We start from the raw sequence: 20,116 nt of genomic DNA on the forward strand, positions 1-20,116 counted from the left end.
TAATTTTGAGCAGTTTACCAGACAGTTAAGCGAGTTGCAGAGTGGTATTCTCAAGAGCTGGACTTCTACCATGCCGACTATGCAAGGTTTCAATATACCCAATTACCGGGAGAATTTCGAGAAAACTTTGAAATTTCAGGAAGAAGTGCTGGCAAGTTCTCTGCAATTTCAGGCTTTGTTGGCTCGTCTGTCAATCGAAACTCAGAAGCAATTGTGGGAGGGATATTTTAATACGATCCGGAGTACACAGAGCCAAAAATCTGAGTGACTATTAGAGTTGTTTTTGAGATACGAGTGGTTTCAGTTTTTTAGAGTTTGTTTGTAAAACAATTTACTTTACAAACATCCTCTAAGGATTAATAAAGCTCGCCAAGGTATTTCTTGGGAGCTTTTTTTACTATAAAACAGTTTTGGAAAAAATTTTTATATTCGCTTCTTATCATCAAAGCTTTCAATCTAGTAAACAAGCCACAAACCAAAATAAACCTGCTAATTTATTTAATCCTCTACCTACAGAAAGGACATAATGTTAAGCAAGCTTGTACTTTTGAATACAAAAGGCGAAGCTGAACTTTAGAAAGATTTCCTAAAGTCCAGTTACCCGACAAGTAAACTGCGCGATCGCTCAATGTAGAATGATGCCAAGAAGGTTTTGACCGATTCCTCCTCACGCCTCTTGCCATCATGGATTTTAGCCAATTGCTTGTTGGAAAAATAGACGCGATCGCCAAAAACTGGGTTGAAGCAGTCCGCTTGGATAGGCAGATTTCCAGCACTGACGATTTACCCAGATCGGCGATCCGGAATCATATTCCTGATGTGCTAAAAGCGATGGCAACTGTACTTTCCCGCTCCCAAGAAAACGATATTCAGTCCATCGTCCAGAACAGTTTGCATCATGGTGTTCTGCGGGCTGAACAAGGTTTCGCTACCACTGAAATTGCGCGAGAGTATCGTCTACTGCGCCAGACGATCTTTTCCACTTTAGAGGCAGATTTACTAGAGGGTACGGTTCCGGAAGTGATGCGAACCTACAATGCAATTGACGCGACCATCGACGAAGCGATCGCCCAATGCTTCAAAAGTTATGTAGAGGAGCGATTGCAAGAACTACAGCAGGTGCAAAGTCAGGTAGAGTTAACCAATCAAGAACTCACTCGCTTGGTAAAAGCGAATCAGGATAATCTCTCTCAACTAGCCCACGAACTGAAAAATCCTCTGAATTCGATTATTGGCTACTCGGAGCTGATGTTACGCTCTTCACGAAAGAATGTTGAAGTTCAAGACAATTTCCCGAATCTGGAACACATTGAGCGCGTGCTACGCAATAGCAGGCACTTACTGCGCCTGATCAACGATACCCTGGAAATTTCCCGGTATTCAGCAGGGAAGATAGAACTGCACCCAGAACTAATAGATGTACGCTCTTTAATCAACAATGTAGTTGAAATGTTGGAGCCTTTGGCAGCAGCCAAAGAGCTACAAATGGTGGTTAATTGTGATTCGGCTAGTGCCGATAGTTCTGCTGCACGCGCTCCTGAAAAAGTGCTGACAGACGCCTTGCGATTGCAGCAAATTGTCACGAATCTTTTAAGCAACGCAATTCGCTACACAGAGACAGGAAGTGTCCAATTAACGTGTCAGATGTTATCTGATAACCGCTGGTCTATTGCAGTGAGCGACACTGGTATTGGCATTGCTCCTGAAGACCAGGCGCGGGTTTTTGACCCTTTCTTTCAAGCTGGAACTCGCGATCGCATGCCCGATAGCACTGGCTTAGGTTTGGCAATTGTCGCCCAACTGGTAAACCTAATGCAAGGCAAAATCGAGCTGGTATCCCAGGTTGGCCTTGGCTCCACCTTCACCGTCATCTTGCCCCTAGAAGTGAAAACCCTAGAATCAATTTCTTGAATTTTGGTTTTATCTGGTTTTTCTTTTAACTGTATAATTCTTGAAATTATTGAGCAGGATTAACGATACTTTTCAATCGCAAAGAGGCTTTAATTCTTGCCATTAACTCCTCAAAATCAATCGGCTTCCGAATGAAGTCATTCGCTCCTAACTCTAATCCTTGAGGGATATTAGCACTCTCACTTGCCGTAATCATCAGAATCGGAATAAAAGGGAGTTGCGGATTTTCCCGAATCCGCCGAGTTACTTCATAACCATCCATTCCTGGCATCATGGCATCCATCAACACTAAATCCGGTGGCGATGCTTCTATCTTGGCTAACGCTGACTTACCATTTCTAGCGCTATCAATCTCATACCCTTCTTCCGCCAAAATCTCCTCTAGGAGGGATACATTATCCTCTAGATCATCTACCAATAAAATGCGTTTAGCTTGAGATTGAGACGATACCATAAAATCGACCCTCCATTTGGGGAAAGATGCTTATAAAAGCTTTTAAATTTTCCAATCTTTTAAATAATAGTTATTTGCTTACTAGCTAACCTCTTACCTAAGGGGAGTTTCACTTAAACCAACGGAAAATCGTGAGAAGAAAAAAGAATCTAAATATTAAGCCAATTTGTAATCTTGAATACAAAAAAATATGAATTGTAACATTTTATAACTACCTCCAGCGTCAGAGGTAGGCATCAAACCGATTCGTGAAAATGGTAAGCAATTTATTCGAGTATCAGCATCGGCAGCATTGGGCGCGATTGCTGCCGAATTGGATGCAGACTGCGTATTCTATTCGTCGGTTGAAAACTCCGTGCAAGCCGATGCGACCGTCAACGCATACGTTATTGAGGATTGCGCTTCATGGAGCCACAACAACTAAGTCAGGAACTGCGGAAAGGACAAAACCCTCACATGAGCCGTCGCCGAGCGATTATCGGCTTGTCTATGCTAGGGGGTTCGATGGGACAGCTTGTTAGCCTATATCAGACCGGGATTATTAGCCACCTACCCGATCCTCCCGGACAAACGCTTTTCGATGCAGACCGCGTTGACGCATCTAACTATGCTTACAGCCGATTTAACTCACCCGATGGCCCGATAATGGTGCTTACTTACGCCATCACCGCCTGGTTGGCGGCTGCGGGTGGTCTCGATCGCGCTAGACGCAACCCGCTCTTACCCATTGCAATGGGTATCAAGATCCTGATTGACGTGGTGACTAATCTTGAGCTAGCTCGTGAAGAGTGGAGCGAGAACAAAGCCTTTTGCGAGTACTGCCAGGTGGCGACGGTTTGCTCGTTAACGTCTCTAGTGCTGGCAGCGCCTGAAGTGATTGCCGCTACTCGCGCCTTGCTGGGACAGGGCGACAAGAACACCGCAGACGACGCACAGTAAACGATACCAGGAAAGCGCGAAGCACCCTCAATTCCTTGCTTAGGGGCATGGCAGTATGCCCCTACATGAATGATCGGTAAGGGATAAATAAGTTGGTTGTTGCGATTGGTGAGCGAGAAGTGCGCGATTCTCTTTCGGAGACGCTACGCGATCGCTTAGACAATCCCGAAGATTTCGAGCGGATTCAGCAGACGGTGCAAATGTTCAAGGATGTTTTGCCAGAAATAATTGTACAGGATGCCCTATTTCATAGGGGTCTGGCAAATCTTAAACCCGTCACTAAACTTTGACCGGAATTGAGGAGATTTCATCAGATGGTGGTTGAGCGATCGCTGATTTAAGGCGTTAAATCAGCAGTGGATACGATTTGTTAAGCCTGTAATGCTGATAGAAAGAGCATTACAGGCTTAGTTTTGTCTTCTCCTCCTGAGAAGAGAATTTTGCCTAGATTGACCAACAATCAGACAGTTGCTCTTAGCGACCATTTTTCCCCTGCTAGACAAAGGCGAGTTTCGATAAGCTGGAAGAAACGAACAAGCGCAAGCAGCCTATAAGTTTTTGCTGTTAGCAGTCACAAGAGGATACCACTTACTATTTTTACCATTCATAAACGACTGGACTTGAGTGAGTAGATGCGTTCTACTCTCGCTAAAAATCATGAATTCCGCAAGGTAATCGCTTTTAGTCAAGGAAGATAAGTGATAAAGCCTGAGATCGTCGTCATTGGAGCATCGGCGGGAGGGATGGAAGCCCTGAAAAAGCTCCTTGCTCAACTCCCCTCCAATTTTCCGGGTGCTATTTTTATTGTTTGGCATATTGCCCCAGCGTATCCAAGTGTTTTGCCCCAAATTCTGGATCGGGTTTGCTCGCTGCCAGTCGCCCATGCAATTGACAAAGAGGCAATCAAACCGGGACGGGTTTATGTTGCTCCCCCCGATCACCATCTGCTTGTCGAATCGGGGTATGTCCGAGTCACGAAGGGACCGAAAGAAAATCGCTTTCGTCCCTCGATTGACGTCTTATTCCGCTCCGCCGCTCGGAGCTATGGAAATCAAGCGATCGGGGTGGTTCTTACTGGAATGCTTGATGATGGGGCATCTGGGCTGTACGCAGTGAAGGAGCAAGGCGGGAAAGCGATTGTCCAAGACCCTTTTGATGCACTTCACGCCTCCATGCCTATCCAAGCGATGAAAGCGGTAGAGGTTGATTGGTGCGTCCCCGTCGCAGAAATGGGCGCTTTATTGATTGAGATGACAAACGAAGCCGTCGAGAAGAAAGGAGGACATCTGGTGTCTGAGCAGATGGACATTGAAGTCAAAGTAGCGCGGGAAGACAATGCTTTTGAGAGCGGCATCATGAAGCTTGGGAAGCTCTCTCCCTATACCTGTCCAGAGTGCCACGGGATGCTTCTGCAACTGAAAGAAGGCAACATTATCCGGTTCCGTTGCCATACAGGACATGCCTATTCCCTAAATTCTCTGCTTGTAGAAGTAACGGAGTCTATTGAAGCCTCACTTTGGAAAACACTTCGCGGGATCGAGGAGAGCGAAATGTTAATGAGCCACATGGCTAAACATCTGGGCGAAACGAACGATAGTGAGATGGCGGAACGCTTTTTGCAAAAATCCGAACAAGCAAATAGGCGAGCTAGCCTAGTTAGGCAGGCGGTGATGAGCCACGAAACGCTAAGTCAGGAGAAGATAATTAACCTGGATGGGTATGAGTAGCGACCAACCAAAAGCTTACAAATCGCCCAAGTTTGCCAAAAATCGACACGATTAAATCACCGCCCTATCTACAATTCACTGAAGATATTGAATCAGGCAAATAACTTTTGAACCGCCATCCTTCAGGCTACCGCCCGCGATCGCAGTACTGAAAAATACGCTAGGCACCTTTTGAACTATCAAGTCTACCTCCACGGCTACTGCTCAGGCTACTGCTCAGACGTTCCCGGCTCAATCCGTGCCCCAAGCTGAAGAATCCGTCCGAGATCGTCAGCGTTTCGCCAAGTTTCAAGTATCTTGCCGTCAGCAATCCAATGAATGAACGTAGCCATGAATGTCTGAGGCTGACCGCGACCGGGTATACCAAGGAAACTGTCTTGGACACAGGTGTTGATCGCACGCACGGCAACTTTGTCACCCTCAGCAATTACGTCTTCAATCGTCCATTTCTGCTCGATAGGCCCCATTGTCCGAAAGAGTTCGCGAACCCCGTCCGGTCCAGGGATAAGCTCTGGCGGACCACCATGCATCCTCCAAGTCGGGGCAGTCATCTCGCAGATATCCTCAATCTTGTGTTCGTTGATGAGTTCAAACCAGCGCCGAGCAATTATTTTGTTGTCCTCGATAGAAGACATGGCTGCCCCTCCTAAGAGTGAGATTAGAAACTGAATGCCACGCACCCATGCAAACCCTAACAGCTAGCTTCCGCGATCGCTTATGAATTTTGCAACACAATCAATCAAGTAATCCTCCGTAATGAATCTAACAATCAGAAAAGAAGTTACTTCTGATGTGGCGGACATCAAAGCATTGACAACTGCCGCATTTCTCAATGCCCCCCATACTAGCCACACTGAGCAGTTTATTGTTGATGCCTTGCGTAACTCAGGGAACTTGACAGTTTCTCTCGTTGCCGAGGTGAATGGACAAATCGTTGGTCATGTTGCTGTGTCCCCGGTTTCCATTTCCGATGGGAGTCAGGATTGGTATGGACTCGGTCCGATCTCTGTCGCTCCGGAACATCAAGGCATTGGAATCGGGTCACAGCTTATGAAGCAGGCGTTGACTACTCTACGGGAGCTTGGTGCAGGTGGATGTGTATTGCTTGGCGAACCAAAATACTACAACCGTTTTGGTTTCAAGAGCCAGCCAAATCTTGTTCTACCCGATGTTCCACCTGAATACTTTCAAGCGATTTCATTCGGCGCACGGATACCCAGTGGAGTTGTCTCATTCCATAAGTCATTTAGCGTACAGGGCTAACACCGCTATTACAAGATCCAGCTCTCGTGTGCCTCTAGCAAGATGTTGCGAACTTTTCCTTGCGTTTGAATTTGCTCATAGCTATATGCACTTAAGCAATAGCTGGCAGATAAGGAGAACACATGTCAGAAAGTACGCCAAACTCAGAAATGCTATACCGAACTCTCGGCAGTACAGGAGAGCGCGTTTCTGCGATCGGACTCGGTGGCTGGCACATCGGATTGAAGAACGTTGATGAGCAACTGGGTATCCGGATTGTTCGCGCTGCGATCGATCGTGGCATCACTTTTATGGATAACAGTTGGGATTACAACGGCGGAGTCAGCGAGATTCGCATGGGGAAAGCGTTGCGCGATGGCTACCGAGACAAAGTATTCCTGATGACGAAAATTGACGGTCGCTCCAAGAAAGAAGCTGCAAGACAGCTAGACGAATCACTGGAACGTCTGCAAGTTGATTGCATCGATCTCGTCCAACACCACGAAATCCTTCGCTTCGAGGACCCGCATCGAGTTTTCGACCCAGAAGGGGCAAATGCCGCTTTGATAGAGGCGAGGGAAGCTGGCAAAGTCCGATATATTGGCTTCACCGGGCACAAAGACCCCCAGATTCATCTGCATATGCTGGAAGTTGCAGCCAGTAACGGGTTTAAATTTGATGCGGCTCAGTTGCCGCTGAATGTGATGGATGCACACTACCGAAGCTTTGCGAAGCTAGTTGTGCCAGAACTGGTTAAACAGGACATTGGCATTCTGGGGATGAAAAGCATGGCAAACGGGATTCTGTTACGGTCAAATACGGTAACGCCAATTGAGTGTCTGCACTATGCATTGAATCTGCCGACATCGGTTGTGATTACGGGAATTGACAGCATGGAGATTCTCGATCAGGCGTTTGAGGCGGTGCGGACATTCCAGCCAATGAATGACGAGCAGGTGCGATCGCTCTTAGCAAAAACAGCACAAGCGGCATCACGCGGCGAGTTTGAGCCATTCAAAACCTCATCAATTTTCGACAGCACTGCCCAGCATCTAGATTGGCTGGGAGAGGAACCACAGCGGATTCAGCAATTGATGCCAACGTGATCGAAGACGCGATCGCAAGTTTATTGCTATTTCTCAAGATCGCAACCCTACATCTGTTTCAGTAATGCAGACAATTGTGTGACTAGCCACTCCTGTTCAACGAGCCGTAATCTGGAGCCAATCATATAGTCTTGATAACGGGTACGGATGATACACAACCGCTCGTGTTGATAGCGCAATAGCACCACATACCTCTCATCGAACAGTTCGATACGAAGAACATCGGACAGGGGTAGGTGTACCCAACGTCGGCGAAATGGGGTAAACAGTTGTAATCGCAACGCTTGAGGATCGATGACAATCTCTACAACCGTCCATTGCAAATGATAGCTTTTAGATCGACTTTCATCAAAGCAGCTATTTTACACACCTTCCTAGAAGAATCACAATTTGCTTGATGGCAAGTCTTGCTTCTCGCTCAAATCAATAGCAAATGTGAACTCTAATTGTGCTTTATCATACTTTTTGGCTAATTACCCAGTAATATCTCCTATTAAATTAGTCATAGAGGCAGTCCTAACCGGAGATAGAAAACCTTTAAGAAACTAAAGAATATCCTAGTAGAATAGCCCGATTTATAAGGTGCAGTTTATGACAATAGAAAATCCTCAAGACAATCGGCAAGATGAGGTTAAATATGACCCTCAAGATAATCCTGGAAGCGAAACAACTGTACCAACCACAGAAGAGGGGGACACTCCGCTTGATGAGAGATATCGTATGACGAGTCAACAAGCCGATTCTGAAACCAGTCCCGGTGCGGAACCTGAAGCTCCAGGAGCTTCTCCTAAGGTGGTAGGCGCTCCGAATCAAGGAACTGATTCTCGTTAAAAAGATTAAAGATTCCTGAAAATTAGGCAAGTCTTTGATGAAAATGAACTGCTCGGCTCGGTTCTATCCCGCTGCTCCAAGGATTCTGGGTTGAGAGCTAGATTTAGCGATCGCAAAACCAAACACGTATGCGATCTCAGCTAACTTTGTAGGTTGGGTTGAGGGAAGAAACCCAACTCAAGGTTTGTCTGTTGAGTTTCGCCGCTCTATACAACGAACTGAAGTGCTAGTTGCTCTCTCTGAAATGCTGCTTCTGGCTTGTGTATTTCGCCCTAGTTGTGGCTGATGGCGATCGCGAGTGAAGCTAGTGGAAGGGGAGAGGTTGATACCACAGTAATTGTTCTAAGAGATTCACCGAGAAATTAGAAAAGAGTAATGCATCCATGCCGAATCAAGCACGTGAGCCAAATCAAGAAGTTGGCGCATCTCAACAGGCTCAAGTTTTTGCATTCTCCGATGCAGGTGGAAGTGCTGTTTTAGATGCAAACATTGCAGCAGGAGTCAGCACAAACCCAGAGGGAGAAACGATCGCTCATCCCATTGCTTCTAATTTCTCATCCACAACCAGGACCACAGGCGATGCCAAAACTGCTGGAGCTGCAACGATTGCAGGCTCTTATGCGGCAGATGGCGAGCAGTCGGAAAAAGGTCGCGTTAATCTTCACAACAATCCCGACGTACCTGGTAGCGATGCTCAAGGAACGCTACCCGATACTGACCCAATTCAACTTCCGCTCGATCCTGAAGTCAATCATCCGGAATAAAAGTTCGGGCTTTTCTTCCCAATTTTATCGGTAAATAAGGATGCTTTTTCTTGTGCCGATATTAACAGTTGAACGTTACAAATCGAATCTTTAGATATAGGTAGAATGCAATCCTAACGGTAGACAATACTAGCAAATCTACTCGATAGCATGAAATCAAAACAACGTCATTGAGAACGATTCACTATGAAGAACTCAACCATCAATACTGCTAAAACCCCTACGGTCGCTCCCGCTTATAACGGTTCCGATCGCAATGCCTGGATTTTTGGCTGGAACCCACAGCAAGAGCTATGGAACGGTCGCCTAGCAATGCTGGGTTTTGTTGCCTATCTTCTTTGGGATATGGCTGGTTATAGCGTTCTTCGGGATGTACTCCACCTCGTTCGCTAGAAGTTGAATGGTCAGTTAGAAGCTGTCTGTATTTCTCCAACAGCAGCAAAACACTTGTTTAGCCCACACCAAAAATTTTAAAAAACCAAAATACTGCCATGCAAACATCAACATCGCAAACATCAACATCTTCAGTTTCCTCAATTCGTTACGCTGCTCTAATCCTAGGTCTCCTTTTCTTGTCACTTGGCTTAGCTGGATTTATGCCTGGTTTTGTTACTCCTTCTGAGACCTTTACCTCCGAACCCGGCTTTGGCTATATATTCGGAGTATTCCCCACCAACTATTTTCATAATGCAATTGGCGTTTTAGTGGGTGTTTGGGGAATTGCGGCATTTACTAGCTTAAGCGGAGCAATTGTGTTCAATCGCATCTTCGCTATCCTTTATGCAGCAGGTGCTATTTTAGGATTGCTGCCCTTTGCAAATACGCTGTTTGGGCTTACACCACTTTTTGGAAATAATATCTGGCTCAATGCTCTAACTGCTGCGATCGCTTTCTACTTCGGATTTGTGAAGTCAGCAGAAATCGCTATGCCAAGTTCATCGAATGCTCAACCTAGCGCATAACCAGAATACCTTCTCGAAGTAGAGACAGTGTTCTAAGGCTTACGGCCGAAAATTATTTCATCTGCCCTCCTTGGCTCTGATTCTGTAATGCAAAAGTAGTCCTTGTGGGACTACTTTTTTTGCGCTCGTTTCAGTATCAATGCAAGAGATAGCTTTACGTCCTTGAATCACTCAACTGACGATCGCGCAACGTGTAACTTTAAGAAAGCCCCCGATAACAACGAGGGTTCTGAGTATAAAGTTGCACAGGACGTTAATTAATCTCTGCGTGAGGAGAAAAAGCTATCATGAGTCGTTCCCCACTCTTCGACAACTTAGCACGTGCTATCCGCATTGCTCGCTATTGCCAAGAGCAAAATATCTCCACCAACGAGGGAATTGAGCGAATTGCATCTCTAGAGGCATTGATGGCGGTACGGCGCACGAATCGGCGCGAATTTCTTACTGATATGGGCAAGCTGAGTGCGATCGGCGCGACAATAGGAGTAGGCTCAGGATTGCTTCACCGTACCCTCGCAGCTCCTGTACAAGCAGATGTAAAAGTTGGAATTGTGGGGGCTGGTTTAGCCGGACTTGCTTGCGGGTACGAACTGAAGAAAAACGGGATTAACGCTACCGTATTTGAAGCAAGCAATAGAAGTGGCGGTCGCTGTTATTCTCTGGGAGGCGATTTTGCTGGGAGTGTTAATTTTCCCGGTCAGGTTGTGGAAAGAGGCGGCGAGTTGATTGACAACTTGCACAAGACAATGCTGGGATACGTGCGGGAGTTTAACCTCAAGACAGAAGATTTATCAAAACAACCAGGAGAAGTTTTTTACTATTTCAACGGTCAGCGCTATTCAGAGTCAGCAGTTGTGGATGAATTCCGCAATTTTGTTGCCGCTATGCGTACCGACTTGCGATCGCTATCTGCACAGCCCACCGCCGACAATTATACTGATGCTGACAAAAAGCTCGACTTGCTCAGTCTGCGAGACTATCTAGATAGCCGTAATGCCGGAAACCTAATCAAAGGTGTTATCAAAGCTGCTTATATTGCCGAGTACGGTTTAGAGATTGACCAGCAAAGCAGCCTCAGTTTTCTCTTTTTCATTCACGCCGACAAGCGATCGAAGTTTACACCCTTTGGTGTCTTCAGCGATGAGCGCTATCACGTCATTAACGGCAACCAGCAAATTGTTGAAGGTCTGCGTAGCCGACTGCAAGGACAAATTAACTATAACAAGCAGTTAGTAGGAGTCCGCTTTGATAGTGCAGGCAAAGTAGAATTAACATTTAATGATGCCTCATCTGCCAAATATGATGCAGTTGTCTTTGCGATTCCCTTCTCAACTTTGCGCCAAGTTGATTTAAAAGGTCTTCAACTGCCTGCCGAGAAACTATTTGCGATTAATAATTTGCGCTATGGAACCAACGCTAAGATGATGGTTGGCTTTAATAGTCGCCCTTGGGTTGCTCTTGGCAGTGACGGCTCATCCTATTCAGATTTATCAAATCATCAAAACACTTGGGAAACAAACCCACAAAATTCAACTAATAATAGAGCAGTGCTGACCGACTACTCTGGTGGAAATCGAGGCAAAAACATTAATCCTAATCAAGTTCAGCAGGAAGCAGGGGCTTTTCTCAACGACCTTAACCGCGTTTTTCCTGGCACTTTAAAGGCAGCCACACGCAACGGCAATAATTTTTTAGTGCATCTAGAACACTGGCCTTCTAACCCCCTATTCCAGGGCAGTTACACCTGCAATCACCCCGGTTATTTCACAACAATTGCAGGTAATGAAGGTAAACCGTTTAAAAATATTTACTTTGCTGGCGAACACGCTAACTCTTTTTACGAGTGGCAAGGTTTTATGGAAGGTGCTGCTTTATCAGGTATCGATGCTGCCAAGAGAATACTTAAGACTAGAGTTTGATGTTGCACAGGTCCAGTCCCATGCCCATTGAAAGGGTACACCTACTCGTTGGGCAGCTTGTTCATCTTTCGGGCGATCGCTTACATACAGCGAATTTTGCTGCGATCATACCTCCTGCTGTGCTTGAATTTCATCGAGCAACATCTCGTCAGAGTAGGATTTTTCCCATTCACCCTGAAGTTTGAGCCGCACCGACTTCGCGCCACCACTGGGCGTACAAACGACCCAGTAGGTATCCTCCTGCCCTTTAACCTGCGCCGCATCCCGGTTTTCTGCGTTGTTGTCAAGCCCAGAATAGGCTTGAATGCACGTCCAGGTAATGCCGTCGCTATCTGTAATCTCTCGTTCCATGACTATCCTCTCTTGTTACCGTGCTTCTGTCAGGTTGGGAGCGATCGCTTGTTGATGTTGTGCGATCCAGTCCCATGCCCATTGAAAGGGTACACCTATTCGTTGGGCAGCTTGTTCGTCTTCGGGGCGATCTCCTACATAGAGCGAATTTTGCGGAGTATGTTTGTGTCTGACCATTGCTAGCTGCAACATACCCGATTGCGGTTTGCGGTACTGTCCAGACCACTTGGTTTGGCTGTGGTTATGAACATTGTGATGAGTGACGCGGAAACATTTTTTACCCTCAAAGTCTGGGCAAAAGTAAATTTCTCTCAACTCAGGGAATAACTCAAGCGTGTATTGCTGTTCCTGGATGCACCGTTGCATAGACTTATGACCTGCGGCAACTCCACCTTGGTTGGTGATGCCAACAATAATCCAATCATCTTTGTGGGCGCGAATGGCAATATCAGCACCTTCAATAATGCGTTGATCTTTGGGATGTTGGAAGTATTGGTGTCCGCTGAGTGGTTCGCGGAGCGTGCCATCCATGTCTATTAGTAATAAGCCCATCGTTCCTTGATGAAATTCCCTGTGTTATTCGACATCTTAAGCTGCGATTCATTTTTTATCCTCTAGCTAATGGTATGCACTGAGTAAGAGCGATCGCCATATCAACCTATCTTCCAAATAAGTGAAATATTAAATTAATGTGTTACTCAAAATACAAAGGCGAGGGAAACTATTTTTTATAAAACGTGATAATTCTCACATTTGGTTCTCTATAACTTATCTATAAATCCTTGGATAAATCATCCTAAAGATAAAGTTAGAAATCGATAATTTGCTATAGCGTTAACTTGAGTTAACGGAAGATGTGCGGCGCGAACTGCAATTCGTACTGGTTGATTCCGCTGAGGATGATATTGACAGCAACCCGATCGCCCGTAAAGCGAACAGAACTGATGTTGATTAGCTAAATCTTTTGAGCAAGGGAACGATTTAGTGAAAGCAATAGCCGGATTGGTTGCGAAGCCTACACCATACCTGTACTCAGGTTGGTGCAGGAGATGTCACCAAGAACTCACGGGCGAACAGTTACTCCACTGGGCTGGAAACTCATCTAACCGCAAGGTGGGATGCGATCGCTGTACTGGGAGCTGTAGGGTTAGCGGTACTGGCGGTGTCAGTGTCTAACACCAGTAAGCTCATCTAGCCTAGACAGGTTGCCAGACAACGGCTTTCATCAACTTTCATCAATATTGAGCTGCGAGAGCAGCTAGAGAGAAGCGATCGCTTCTTCCTCTAACAACAACTCTCAACCGTTCTTAGTGCCTAGCAACCTAGCGTACTCGCCCTGGATGATTTGATAACACTCACACGAAACCGCTTCCAATTCTTCCCGATTCAGGATGGTAACTTTGCCACGAGTGTAGCGAATCAGTTCTGCCTGTTGAAGAGCGTTAGCCACCTCCGTGACACCCGCACGTCGTACACCCAGCATCTGGCTCATAAATTCATGAGTCATGGGCAACTCCTTTGACTCTACACGGTCACAGACGAGCAGCAGCCAACGAGCCAGTCTCCCCTCCAGAGAATGGAGGCGATTGCAGGCAGCATTTTGGGAAACGAAGGCGTGCAGCGCCTGCATGTAGCGCAGTAACAGACTTTGCAGTGAACCACCCCGCTGAAACTCGGTTTTCAGCACGCTTGCCTTCATCCTCATGGCAGAGTCTGGTACCTGCACCATTGCGATTGTAGTGGCGATGTTATCTCCCAAAGCGGCGGGGAGACCGACCACTCCGTCATTTCCCACTAAAGCAACTTCGACCATCGAGCCATCTGCCATCGTGGTGAGGGAAGAAACGATTGCCCGATCGGGGAAATAGACGTATTTAATTGGTTCACCAACCTCGTAAAGGACTTGTTTAAAAGAGAGCGGGACGTGCTCTAGATTGGGAACAAGGCCTTGGTACTCAGCATCTGGCAGAGCAGCTAGCAGTTGATTGACTGGCTTGGGTGAGGCTTCGGACATCGGGTATTAGGAATGTTCTAGGGTTGAGCCGTTGCAAGAAACAACTGACGGCATCGGGAGAAGTATTTAGACCCTAGTCCGAATGTCTTGAGGTGTTAATTGACCAGGAACTGAAAACCTGGCTCATATATGCTAGCGAATTAAAATTCTGTGCCGCCTATACCGCTTGCGGTATAGGCGGCACAGACCTAAGAGGTGGGGGTGTGGAGGGTTGCGATCGTGCGATCGCCAGCTGCTGTAAAGCGTTAGCAAAGCCTTCCGAAAAGCGCTCCGCAAAGCTTATATATAGCGGTTCTCACTCTTAGTGCAATATACACTCGGAACCTCACCCCCATCCCCTCTCCGTAAACGGAGAGGGGAGAATATTGAACCCCTCTCCGTTCGCGGGGAAAGGCAGAGGTGGGGTTAAACCTTACTGCATCCAATAGAGAATTGCTAGATGCCAACTGTTCTAGACTCGCGCCTTAAGCCAATCAACAATCGTGGGAGGAAGGTCTCGCTGCACCTTACTGCTCACATACATCCCGATATGCCCGACTGGGAAGGAGCGCACGGTATAGTCTTCGCTCCCGATATACTTCTCAAGAGCCAAGGAAGATGTCGAAGGAACTAGATGATCTTGCTCGGCGTAAATGTTCAAAATTGGGATGCGGATATTCTCCAGATTGACTCGCTTCTTGCCAATCTCGATCTCGCCTTTGATGAGTTTGTTTCCCTGGTAGAAATCCTTCATAAACTGTCGATAAGCTTCCCCAGCTTGGTCAGGACTATCAAAAATCCACTTTTCCATGCGGAGAAAGTTGAGCAACTTGTCCTCATCGATAGTATCCAGAAAGTCAATATACTTCTGAATTCCTAACTGAAAGGGCTTTAGCATCAAAAACTCTAAGTTCATGAAGTCGCCAGGGATGTTCCCCAGAGTATCTACCATTAAATCCACATCCAGAGCTTGTGACCCCAGAGTGCTTCCACCCCAAACATTGAGCAGTCCCTCATGGGTGTGAAAATCCACTGGAGTGACCATAGTAATTAGGTTTTTCACCTTCTCTGGGTAAATGGAACTGTAGCAGAGACTGAAAGCGCCTCCCTGACAAATTCCTAACAGGTTGATTTGCTCTAGATTGTAGCGATCGCGTACTACGTCCACACAGTTATTGATATAACCATTGATGTAGTCGTCAAGGGTCAAAAAGCGATCGCCTCGACTCGGATATCCCCAGTCAATCAGATAAACATCCATACCAAGCTTGAGCAAATTGGCAACAAGCGATCGCCCTTCTTGTAAATCGACGATGTAGGGACGGTTAACGAGAGCGTAAACAATCAGGATGGGGATGTTCAGCGAAGGCTCCACCTTGGGAGTGAAGCGGTACAGCACCACCTTATCTTCGCGGTAAACCTCTTCCTTGGGTGTCACCCCAATCTGAATGTCCTCCTCGCGCAGGTGACTTAAGTTATGGGCACCCTTAAACAGTTTTTCGGTTAGCTCGGTAAACTCGTGCATTGCATCCTCAAGACACTTCGCGGCGTTGGGATTCTGCTAAAGCTTTTTTCAGGCTTTTAATTTCCTTCCGCAGTTCGTAGATGCTGTGGTGCATCTCATCGACTTCGCTGCGAGTTGGCAAGTCATTCATCTTCAGAAACACTTCCATTAGCTGTTGCTGGTGGAGCCTGTAGGTCATGGCTGCATTCAAGAACTTACCCTGGATCTGAAGGGCATTTTCTGAACGGAACGTCTGTGCGAATGCTTGGTCAAATACCTTACTCCAAACTTGCTGAAACTGCCGCCAGTTCTGAAGCGTTTCGCCTTTTTCCTGGGAAGATGCCAATCGCACCAGCTGCTCAAAGGCTCTCATCCAAACATCGATCAGCACTAACTGATAGTCAAAGCTTGCTTTATAGAAATTTGTCCAGGCATCAAAGCTTTTCAGCAGTTTGTTGTTGAACTCACGGGTATATCCCAGGCTTGGGCTTAAAAGAAAGTTGCCAAAGGTCTGTTGATAGTCCCAGTAGAGGTTGGTGGACGGCGACCTTGCATGATCGCCGCTCATCGCCTGAGTCGCCATCTCTAGTGGTTGCCGCAGTGGTTCTGCCCAAAATTGACCTAAGTTTTGCAGATTCTTTTCGTAGATTTGCCACAAATCAGCGTAATTGTTGAAGACGGGTTGCCAATCCTTGCCCAATTCAACCAAAAAATTTGTGTCCTTACTGGAGCTGGTCAATCTCTCCAGGAAACGCACAAAGACCGCCTGAGTGTCCAAAAGCGGCTGGGCGTCCTTGACCTCTGCGCGAGCATTGACGAGTGTTTCCGGAGTTGTAACAGACCTCATGAGATCGAACCAGCTTTTCCACATTTTCTCCGTCTCAACCCATATATTCACCAGCTTCTCGGATTGCTCTAGCCAGGGAGTATCGTTTCTTTCCATTGCCTTTACTCAACGATTGGTGACATTAATGGGCAATCATCTGAATTCCTTGTACTTTTAGCTCAAGATGGATTCCCCAGATGTATACCAAAAGAGGTTGAAGTAAATAAAACTGCTAGTAAGGCTTTGCCTGGTTTTCTGGCATGATGAACCAACTCAAAAAAGCCCAGAAACCAAGGCGGTATCTCTTGGAAGCTTGGATGCGATCGCATCCAAGAGCGCAGTCAGCACCCCAGCGATTGTCCAGAACCATTCCATTCGATGCTCCTCAAAAACTCAAAGCTTGCTTGGCGACATAATTAAGTAGAAACCTCATTGACAAATTAACAGTATTTTCAAATCTTATGATTTTACTGAGATTTTGGATTCCACTACTCGTAGAATTACGGAGGCGTTCAGCGGTTTTGTTGAAATAAATCCAATTAATCTTTTAGATCGTATTAAAGAAAAAGAGAATTTATCTCCTGTGAGAGATGCAGAGCAATCAAGTCCTGCAATTGACTCTGAAGAGTGATTGGCTTAGATCTACTCTCCAGAACGCATGCATCCTGACTCTCTCGATGGCAAATCAACAAATACAACGCCCCGGATGGATACAGAGCTATTTCAAGCACTTAAAGCTGGTCAATCCTCTGCTCTGGGCACTCTTTACGACCGCTATGGCGCTCTTGTCTATGGGTTAGCATTAAAAATTTTGCAAAATCCCCAAGAAGCAGAAGACCTCACTCAAGAGATTTTTCTGCATCTGTGGCGTACTAATACTTACGATCCGGCTCGTGGTTCTCTTAGCAGCTTTTTAACTGTAATGACGCGATCGCGGGCGATTGACAAACTTCGCTCTCGTGGCACCACCCACAAATTTCTAGAGCGTTGGCGTCAAACAATGACGACTGAAATCAGCTCTACAAGCCCTTTTGAGCAAGCTTCGTTAGGAGAGCGATCGCAGCAAGTTCGGGACGCCTTGGCGCAACTTTCAGAAAATCAGCGTCAAATCTTAGAAATGTCCTATTACCAGGGTCTCAGTCAATCGGAAATTGCGGCTCAACTAAATATCCCCTTAGGGACGGTCAAAACTCGCGCTCGTCAGGGACTACTGAAATTGAGGCAAACGTTACAAGATTTTCTAAAATAGTTGCACCATGACCGAACCTTTAAATCCCGAAAACTTAGAAGAATTAATGGCAGGTTATGTCCTCGGCGATCTTAGCGCTGAAGAAGCGGAGGAATTTAGGCAAATTCTCGAAAAAAATCCGCACCTGGCTGAAGAAGTGAGTCGTTTGCAGGCATCGCTTGAACTCTTGCCCTACGCCCTTCCTGAAGTCACACCTCCCCCACATCTGCGTTCGACGATTCTGGAAGCTGCCAATCCGACAGTTAACCCCGAACCCGCTCCAAAACAGGTTTCTTTTCCTTGGAGCAAACTTTTTGCTAGTTTGGTAGCACTGTTAGCCCTAGCTTTGGCTTTTGACAATTATCGTCTGCGCCAAAATCTAAAGATAGCGCAGTCTCGGCTGCGGCAAGAACTTCAAACAGTGCAGGCTCAGAAAGATGCCCTTGAGGTTCTACAACAGCGGAATACCCGCTTATATACGCTCACAGGTACAGAAAAAGCAAATACGGCGTCTGGAAGTATTCTCGTTAATCTGGACGAACAAAAAGCGGTAATCGCCTTTCAAAATCTTCCGGCTGTCCCATCTAGTCAAATTTATCGACTTTGGGCAATTGTTGACGAGAAAAAGATACCTTGTGCAAATTTTGGGGCAAGTCAGGGGGGAACTGTTTTAGAGCAGATTTCCATTCCCGTCGGTGCTTGTGGTGCTACAACCTCAACCTTAGCTGTTACCTTAGAACCCTCTAGCCTACCTCCGCAGCCAGTCGGTCCCGCAGTTATGGTCGAAAGTAGTTTGTAGCAGAGGGGAAGCAACGAGCGCTGGAATATTGGGAGGTATTTTAAAAGTGTTGAGCTTAAAAGTGTTGAGCTTAAAAGTGTTGAGCAAATATTTTTAACCTTTTAACCGCTCTAAAAACCTATGGGGAATACCTTCGAGAAGGATTTTCAGGTAAAGAAAACATACTTGAGATCCTCGCACTCACTGCTTTGGTTTGACGCCCATCAGTACAGTTGCCAACCAGCTCGAAAGTATCGAACCAAGCCAGAAAAAAGCTAGGGAAATTCCGGCAAACTGAACGCCAATTTCTCCCAGAGGCGGCTCGGCTAATGATAGACCGATAGCCGCCAGCCATGCGATCGCTAAAACGATCGTGTAGGTTGCCATGAACTTTCTGGGCCATCCTGCCGGACAATTTAACATCGCCGTTATCGGTAGCAACAAAAGTCCTAGTGAGAGGGCGACGATGAGGATGTTGGTGTTTTTAGTCACCAACCACAGACCAATTGCCATTAAGATGCTTAGAAATACTGCCCCGACTAAATTTGAGTTTTTAACCTCTTGTTCGGAAAGGGTTAATCGCCCGAAGCGGTCAAACCGGAGTAATAAGGTGAATAAGGGGTCAGCAATCCAGGTAAGCAGGACAAACAGACAGTAGGCAATCACTACGAACCACAGCAAAGGGTTGCTACTTGCAGCGATGCCGCCCACTAGCAGGCGGAAAGCGAAGTACAAGCCGATACTGAAGCCCAACCTAGCTCCGTTACTCAGCCTAGAACTCCACAAGAAGTAGCGCAGCATCAGCCTGTAGAGCGGGTTCTTTGCCTTGAGCGCTTCGACGATTCCCCGTCGCGCCCACTCAAAGGTTGGTTGAAGCCGTAGTGCTTCGCGAAAACACTCTAACGCTTTAGCGGGATATCCTCCCTGCGCCAGGAGTATCCAGCCGCGGTTGGCATAGCTTCCCGCATATTCTGGGTCAAGCGCGATCGCACTCTCAATGACCGCCTGAGCTTCTGGTAAGCGACCGAGTTGCATCAGACACATCGCTCGGTAATTTAGGCACTCCACGTCCTCTGGGTCAACGACAAGCCCTTGGGTTGCCGCTTCAAGTGCTGAGTGCCAAAGCTGTAGATTATATCGGATGCGCGAGAGTAGGGCGAAGTAGCTGGGGTTATCGGGACTCAGCCGCAAAGCCTCTTTCAGTACCGTTTCCGCTTCTAGAAGCTGGTTGTAATCGCACAGAATATAGGCTAGGACGTAGTGAGCGTAACCCCAATCGGGAGCCAAGCGAATCGCTTGCTGAGCCATCTGGGTGGCTTCCGGGTACATTTGGCGATAATTCAAGCACAGGGCGAGCAGAGTATGCGCGATCGCGCTATCTGGCTCCATTGCCAGTTCCTGTCGCAGTTCTTTCTCTGCCATTTCATACCGCGACTGCTCAATCAGCAGCTGTGCCCGCTCCAAATGTATGCCCATCAGAGTTTCAGATATTTCAGGATGTCATCTCAGGATGTCGTCGTACAAACTGCTCTTATTCGCATATAAGGCATCATTACGAGCAGTCAAAAACCATTCTTTTTC

General features: G+C 46.7%; 24 protein-coding genes. 15 read left to right on the forward strand and 9 right to left on the reverse strand.

Annotation, left to right across the window (positions count from 1 at the left end; genetic code table 11):
- Positions 1 to 70 precede the first annotated feature (70 nt).
- Both NDA03_RS05140 and NDA03_RS05145 read left to right on the forward strand, forming a co-directional pair.
- Positions 71 to 268: a hypothetical protein gene (locus NDA03_RS05140; RefSeq protein ID WP_348237467.1), complete on the forward strand. Its 198-nt coding sequence runs from the start codon at positions 71 to 73 to the stop codon at positions 266 to 268.
- 416 nt (positions 269 to 684) lie between these two features.
- Positions 685 to 1,911 carry a sensor histidine kinase gene (locus NDA03_RS05145; protein WP_348237468.1) on the forward strand — a complete coding sequence of 409 codons (1,227 nt, stop codon included), beginning with the start codon at positions 685 to 687 and terminating at the stop codon, positions 1,909 to 1,911.
- A gap of 46 nt (positions 1,912 to 1,957) precedes the next feature.
- Here the strand turns inward: NDA03_RS05145 and NDA03_RS05150 are convergent, their stop codons facing one another.
- The gene (locus NDA03_RS05150) at positions 1,958 to 2,365 is read right to left on the reverse strand and encodes a response regulator (protein ID WP_190412129.1); all 408 of its coding nucleotides are present in this window, start codon (positions 2,363 to 2,365) and stop codon (positions 1,958 to 1,960) included.
- Positions 2,366 to 2,770: 405 nt separating this feature from the next.
- On the opposite strand from NDA03_RS05150, the gene NDA03_RS05155 reads away from it, so the two are divergent.
- From NDA03_RS05155 to NDA03_RS05165, 3 genes are all read left to right on the forward strand, one after another.
- A complete protein-coding gene (locus NDA03_RS05155; protein ID WP_190412128.1) occupies positions 2,771 to 3,304 on the forward strand; it encodes a vitamin K epoxide reductase family protein in 534 nt (177 codons plus the stop codon).
- A 92-nt stretch (positions 3,305 to 3,396) separates the two neighbouring features.
- Positions 3,397 to 3,594: a hypothetical protein gene (locus NDA03_RS05160; RefSeq protein WP_190412127.1), complete on the forward strand. Its 198-nt coding sequence runs from the start codon at positions 3,397 to 3,399 to the stop codon at positions 3,592 to 3,594.
- A 408-nt stretch (positions 3,595 to 4,002) separates the two neighbouring features.
- Entirely contained in the window at positions 4,003 to 5,031 is a 1,029-nt protein-coding gene (locus NDA03_RS05165; RefSeq protein WP_339380190.1) for a chemotaxis protein CheB, read from the forward strand.
- 209 nt (positions 5,032 to 5,240) lie between these two features.
- Here NDA03_RS05165 and NDA03_RS05170 read toward each other — a convergent pair whose 3' ends face one another.
- Complete coding sequence (locus tag NDA03_RS05170; protein ID WP_190412126.1) at positions 5,241 to 5,666, reverse strand: nuclear transport factor 2 family protein; 426 nt, start codon at positions 5,664 to 5,666, stop codon at positions 5,241 to 5,243.
- A gap of 121 nt (positions 5,667 to 5,787) precedes the next feature.
- On the opposite strand from NDA03_RS05170, the gene NDA03_RS05175 reads away from it, so the two are divergent.
- Positions 5,788 to 6,294: an N-acetyltransferase gene (locus NDA03_RS05175; protein WP_348237470.1), complete on the forward strand. Its 507-nt coding sequence runs from the start codon at positions 5,788 to 5,790 to the stop codon at positions 6,292 to 6,294.
- Between the two features lie 122 nt (positions 6,295 to 6,416).
- Complete coding sequence (locus NDA03_RS05180; RefSeq protein ID WP_348237471.1) at positions 6,417 to 7,379, forward strand: aldo/keto reductase; 963 nt, start codon at positions 6,417 to 6,419, stop codon at positions 7,377 to 7,379.
- 47 nt (positions 7,380 to 7,426) lie between these two features.
- Here the strand turns inward: NDA03_RS05180 and NDA03_RS05185 are convergent, their stop codons facing one another.
- Positions 7,427 to 7,702, reverse strand: coding sequence for a hypothetical protein (locus NDA03_RS05185; protein WP_348237473.1), 276 nt, complete (start codon positions 7,700 to 7,702; stop codon positions 7,427 to 7,429).
- A 268-nt stretch (positions 7,703 to 7,970) separates the two neighbouring features.
- Here NDA03_RS05185 and NDA03_RS05190 point away from each other — a divergent pair, with 268 nt between their 5' ends.
- From NDA03_RS05190 to NDA03_RS05210, 5 genes are all read left to right on the forward strand, one after another.
- A complete protein-coding gene (locus NDA03_RS05190) occupies positions 7,971 to 8,210 on the forward strand; it encodes a hypothetical protein (protein WP_190436200.1) in 240 nt (79 codons plus the stop codon).
- 383 nt (positions 8,211 to 8,593) lie between these two features.
- A complete protein-coding gene (locus NDA03_RS05195) occupies positions 8,594 to 8,974 on the forward strand; it encodes a hypothetical protein (protein WP_348237474.1) in 381 nt (126 codons plus the stop codon).
- A gap of 186 nt (positions 8,975 to 9,160) precedes the next feature.
- Positions 9,161 to 9,367: a chlorophyll a/b-binding protein gene (locus tag NDA03_RS05200; protein WP_190413854.1), complete on the forward strand. Its 207-nt coding sequence runs from the start codon at positions 9,161 to 9,163 to the stop codon at positions 9,365 to 9,367.
- A gap of 98 nt (positions 9,368 to 9,465) precedes the next feature.
- Positions 9,466 to 9,936, forward strand: a complete 471-nt coding sequence (locus NDA03_RS05205) for a DUF4383 domain-containing protein (protein ID WP_348237475.1) — start codon at positions 9,466 to 9,468, stop codon at positions 9,934 to 9,936.
- Between the two features lie 287 nt (positions 9,937 to 10,223).
- Positions 10,224 to 11,855, forward strand: coding sequence for an NAD(P)/FAD-dependent oxidoreductase (locus NDA03_RS05210; protein ID WP_348237477.1), 1,632 nt, complete (start codon positions 10,224 to 10,226; stop codon positions 11,853 to 11,855).
- 105 nt (positions 11,856 to 11,960) lie between these two features.
- Here the strand turns inward: NDA03_RS05210 and NDA03_RS05215 are convergent, their stop codons facing one another.
- Both NDA03_RS05215 and NDA03_RS05220 read right to left on the reverse strand, forming a co-directional pair.
- Complete coding sequence (locus tag NDA03_RS05215) at positions 11,961 to 12,206, reverse strand: hypothetical protein (RefSeq protein WP_190429206.1); 246 nt, start codon at positions 12,204 to 12,206, stop codon at positions 11,961 to 11,963.
- 15 nt (positions 12,207 to 12,221) lie between these two features.
- A complete protein-coding gene (locus NDA03_RS05220) occupies positions 12,222 to 12,758 on the reverse strand; it encodes an HAD-IIIA family hydrolase (protein ID WP_348237478.1) in 537 nt (178 codons plus the stop codon).
- Positions 12,759 to 13,212: 454 nt separating this feature from the next.
- On the opposite strand from NDA03_RS05220, the gene NDA03_RS05225 reads away from it, so the two are divergent.
- Positions 13,213 to 13,401: a hypothetical protein gene (locus NDA03_RS05225; RefSeq protein WP_190689618.1), complete on the forward strand. Its 189-nt coding sequence runs from the start codon at positions 13,213 to 13,215 to the stop codon at positions 13,399 to 13,401.
- A gap of 102 nt (positions 13,402 to 13,503) precedes the next feature.
- Here the strand turns inward: NDA03_RS05225 and NDA03_RS05230 are convergent, their stop codons facing one another.
- The 3 genes from NDA03_RS05230 to phaE form a co-directional block, all read right to left on the reverse strand.
- Entirely contained in the window at positions 13,504 to 14,220 is a 717-nt protein-coding gene (locus NDA03_RS05230) for a Crp/Fnr family transcriptional regulator (RefSeq protein WP_348237479.1), read from the reverse strand.
- A 451-nt stretch (positions 14,221 to 14,671) separates the two neighbouring features.
- Entirely contained in the window at positions 14,672 to 15,724 is a 1,053-nt protein-coding gene (phaC, locus tag NDA03_RS05235; protein WP_348237480.1) for a class III poly(R)-hydroxyalkanoic acid synthase subunit PhaC, read from the reverse strand.
- A gap of 7 nt (positions 15,725 to 15,731) precedes the next feature.
- Positions 15,732 to 16,646, reverse strand: coding sequence for a class III poly(R)-hydroxyalkanoic acid synthase subunit PhaE (gene phaE, locus NDA03_RS05240; RefSeq protein WP_190429201.1), 915 nt, complete (start codon positions 16,644 to 16,646; stop codon positions 15,732 to 15,734).
- Between the two features lie 541 nt (positions 16,647 to 17,187).
- On the opposite strand from phaE, the gene NDA03_RS05245 reads away from it, so the two are divergent.
- Together NDA03_RS05245 and NDA03_RS05250 are read left to right on the forward strand one after the other, a co-directional pair.
- Positions 17,188 to 17,778 (forward strand): sigma-70 family RNA polymerase sigma factor, encoded by a 591-nt coding sequence (locus tag NDA03_RS05245; RefSeq protein ID WP_348237481.1) that lies wholly within the window; start codon positions 17,188 to 17,190, stop codon positions 17,776 to 17,778.
- 7 nt (positions 17,779 to 17,785) lie between these two features.
- Positions 17,786 to 18,556 (forward strand): anti-sigma factor, encoded by a 771-nt coding sequence (locus NDA03_RS05250; RefSeq protein ID WP_348237482.1) that lies wholly within the window; start codon positions 17,786 to 17,788, stop codon positions 18,554 to 18,556.
- Between the two features lie 180 nt (positions 18,557 to 18,736).
- Here NDA03_RS05250 and NDA03_RS05255 read toward each other — a convergent pair whose 3' ends face one another.
- The gene (locus NDA03_RS05255) at positions 18,737 to 20,011 is read right to left on the reverse strand and encodes a tetratricopeptide repeat protein (protein WP_348237483.1); all 1,275 of its coding nucleotides are present in this window, start codon (positions 20,009 to 20,011) and stop codon (positions 18,737 to 18,739) included.
- Positions 20,012 to 20,116 lie beyond the last annotated feature (105 nt).

The sequence above is a fragment of the Trichocoleus sp. Lan genome (genome assembly GCF_039961855.1).
GTDB lineage: Bacteria > Cyanobacteriota > Cyanobacteriia > Cyanobacteriales > FACHB-T130 > FACHB-T130.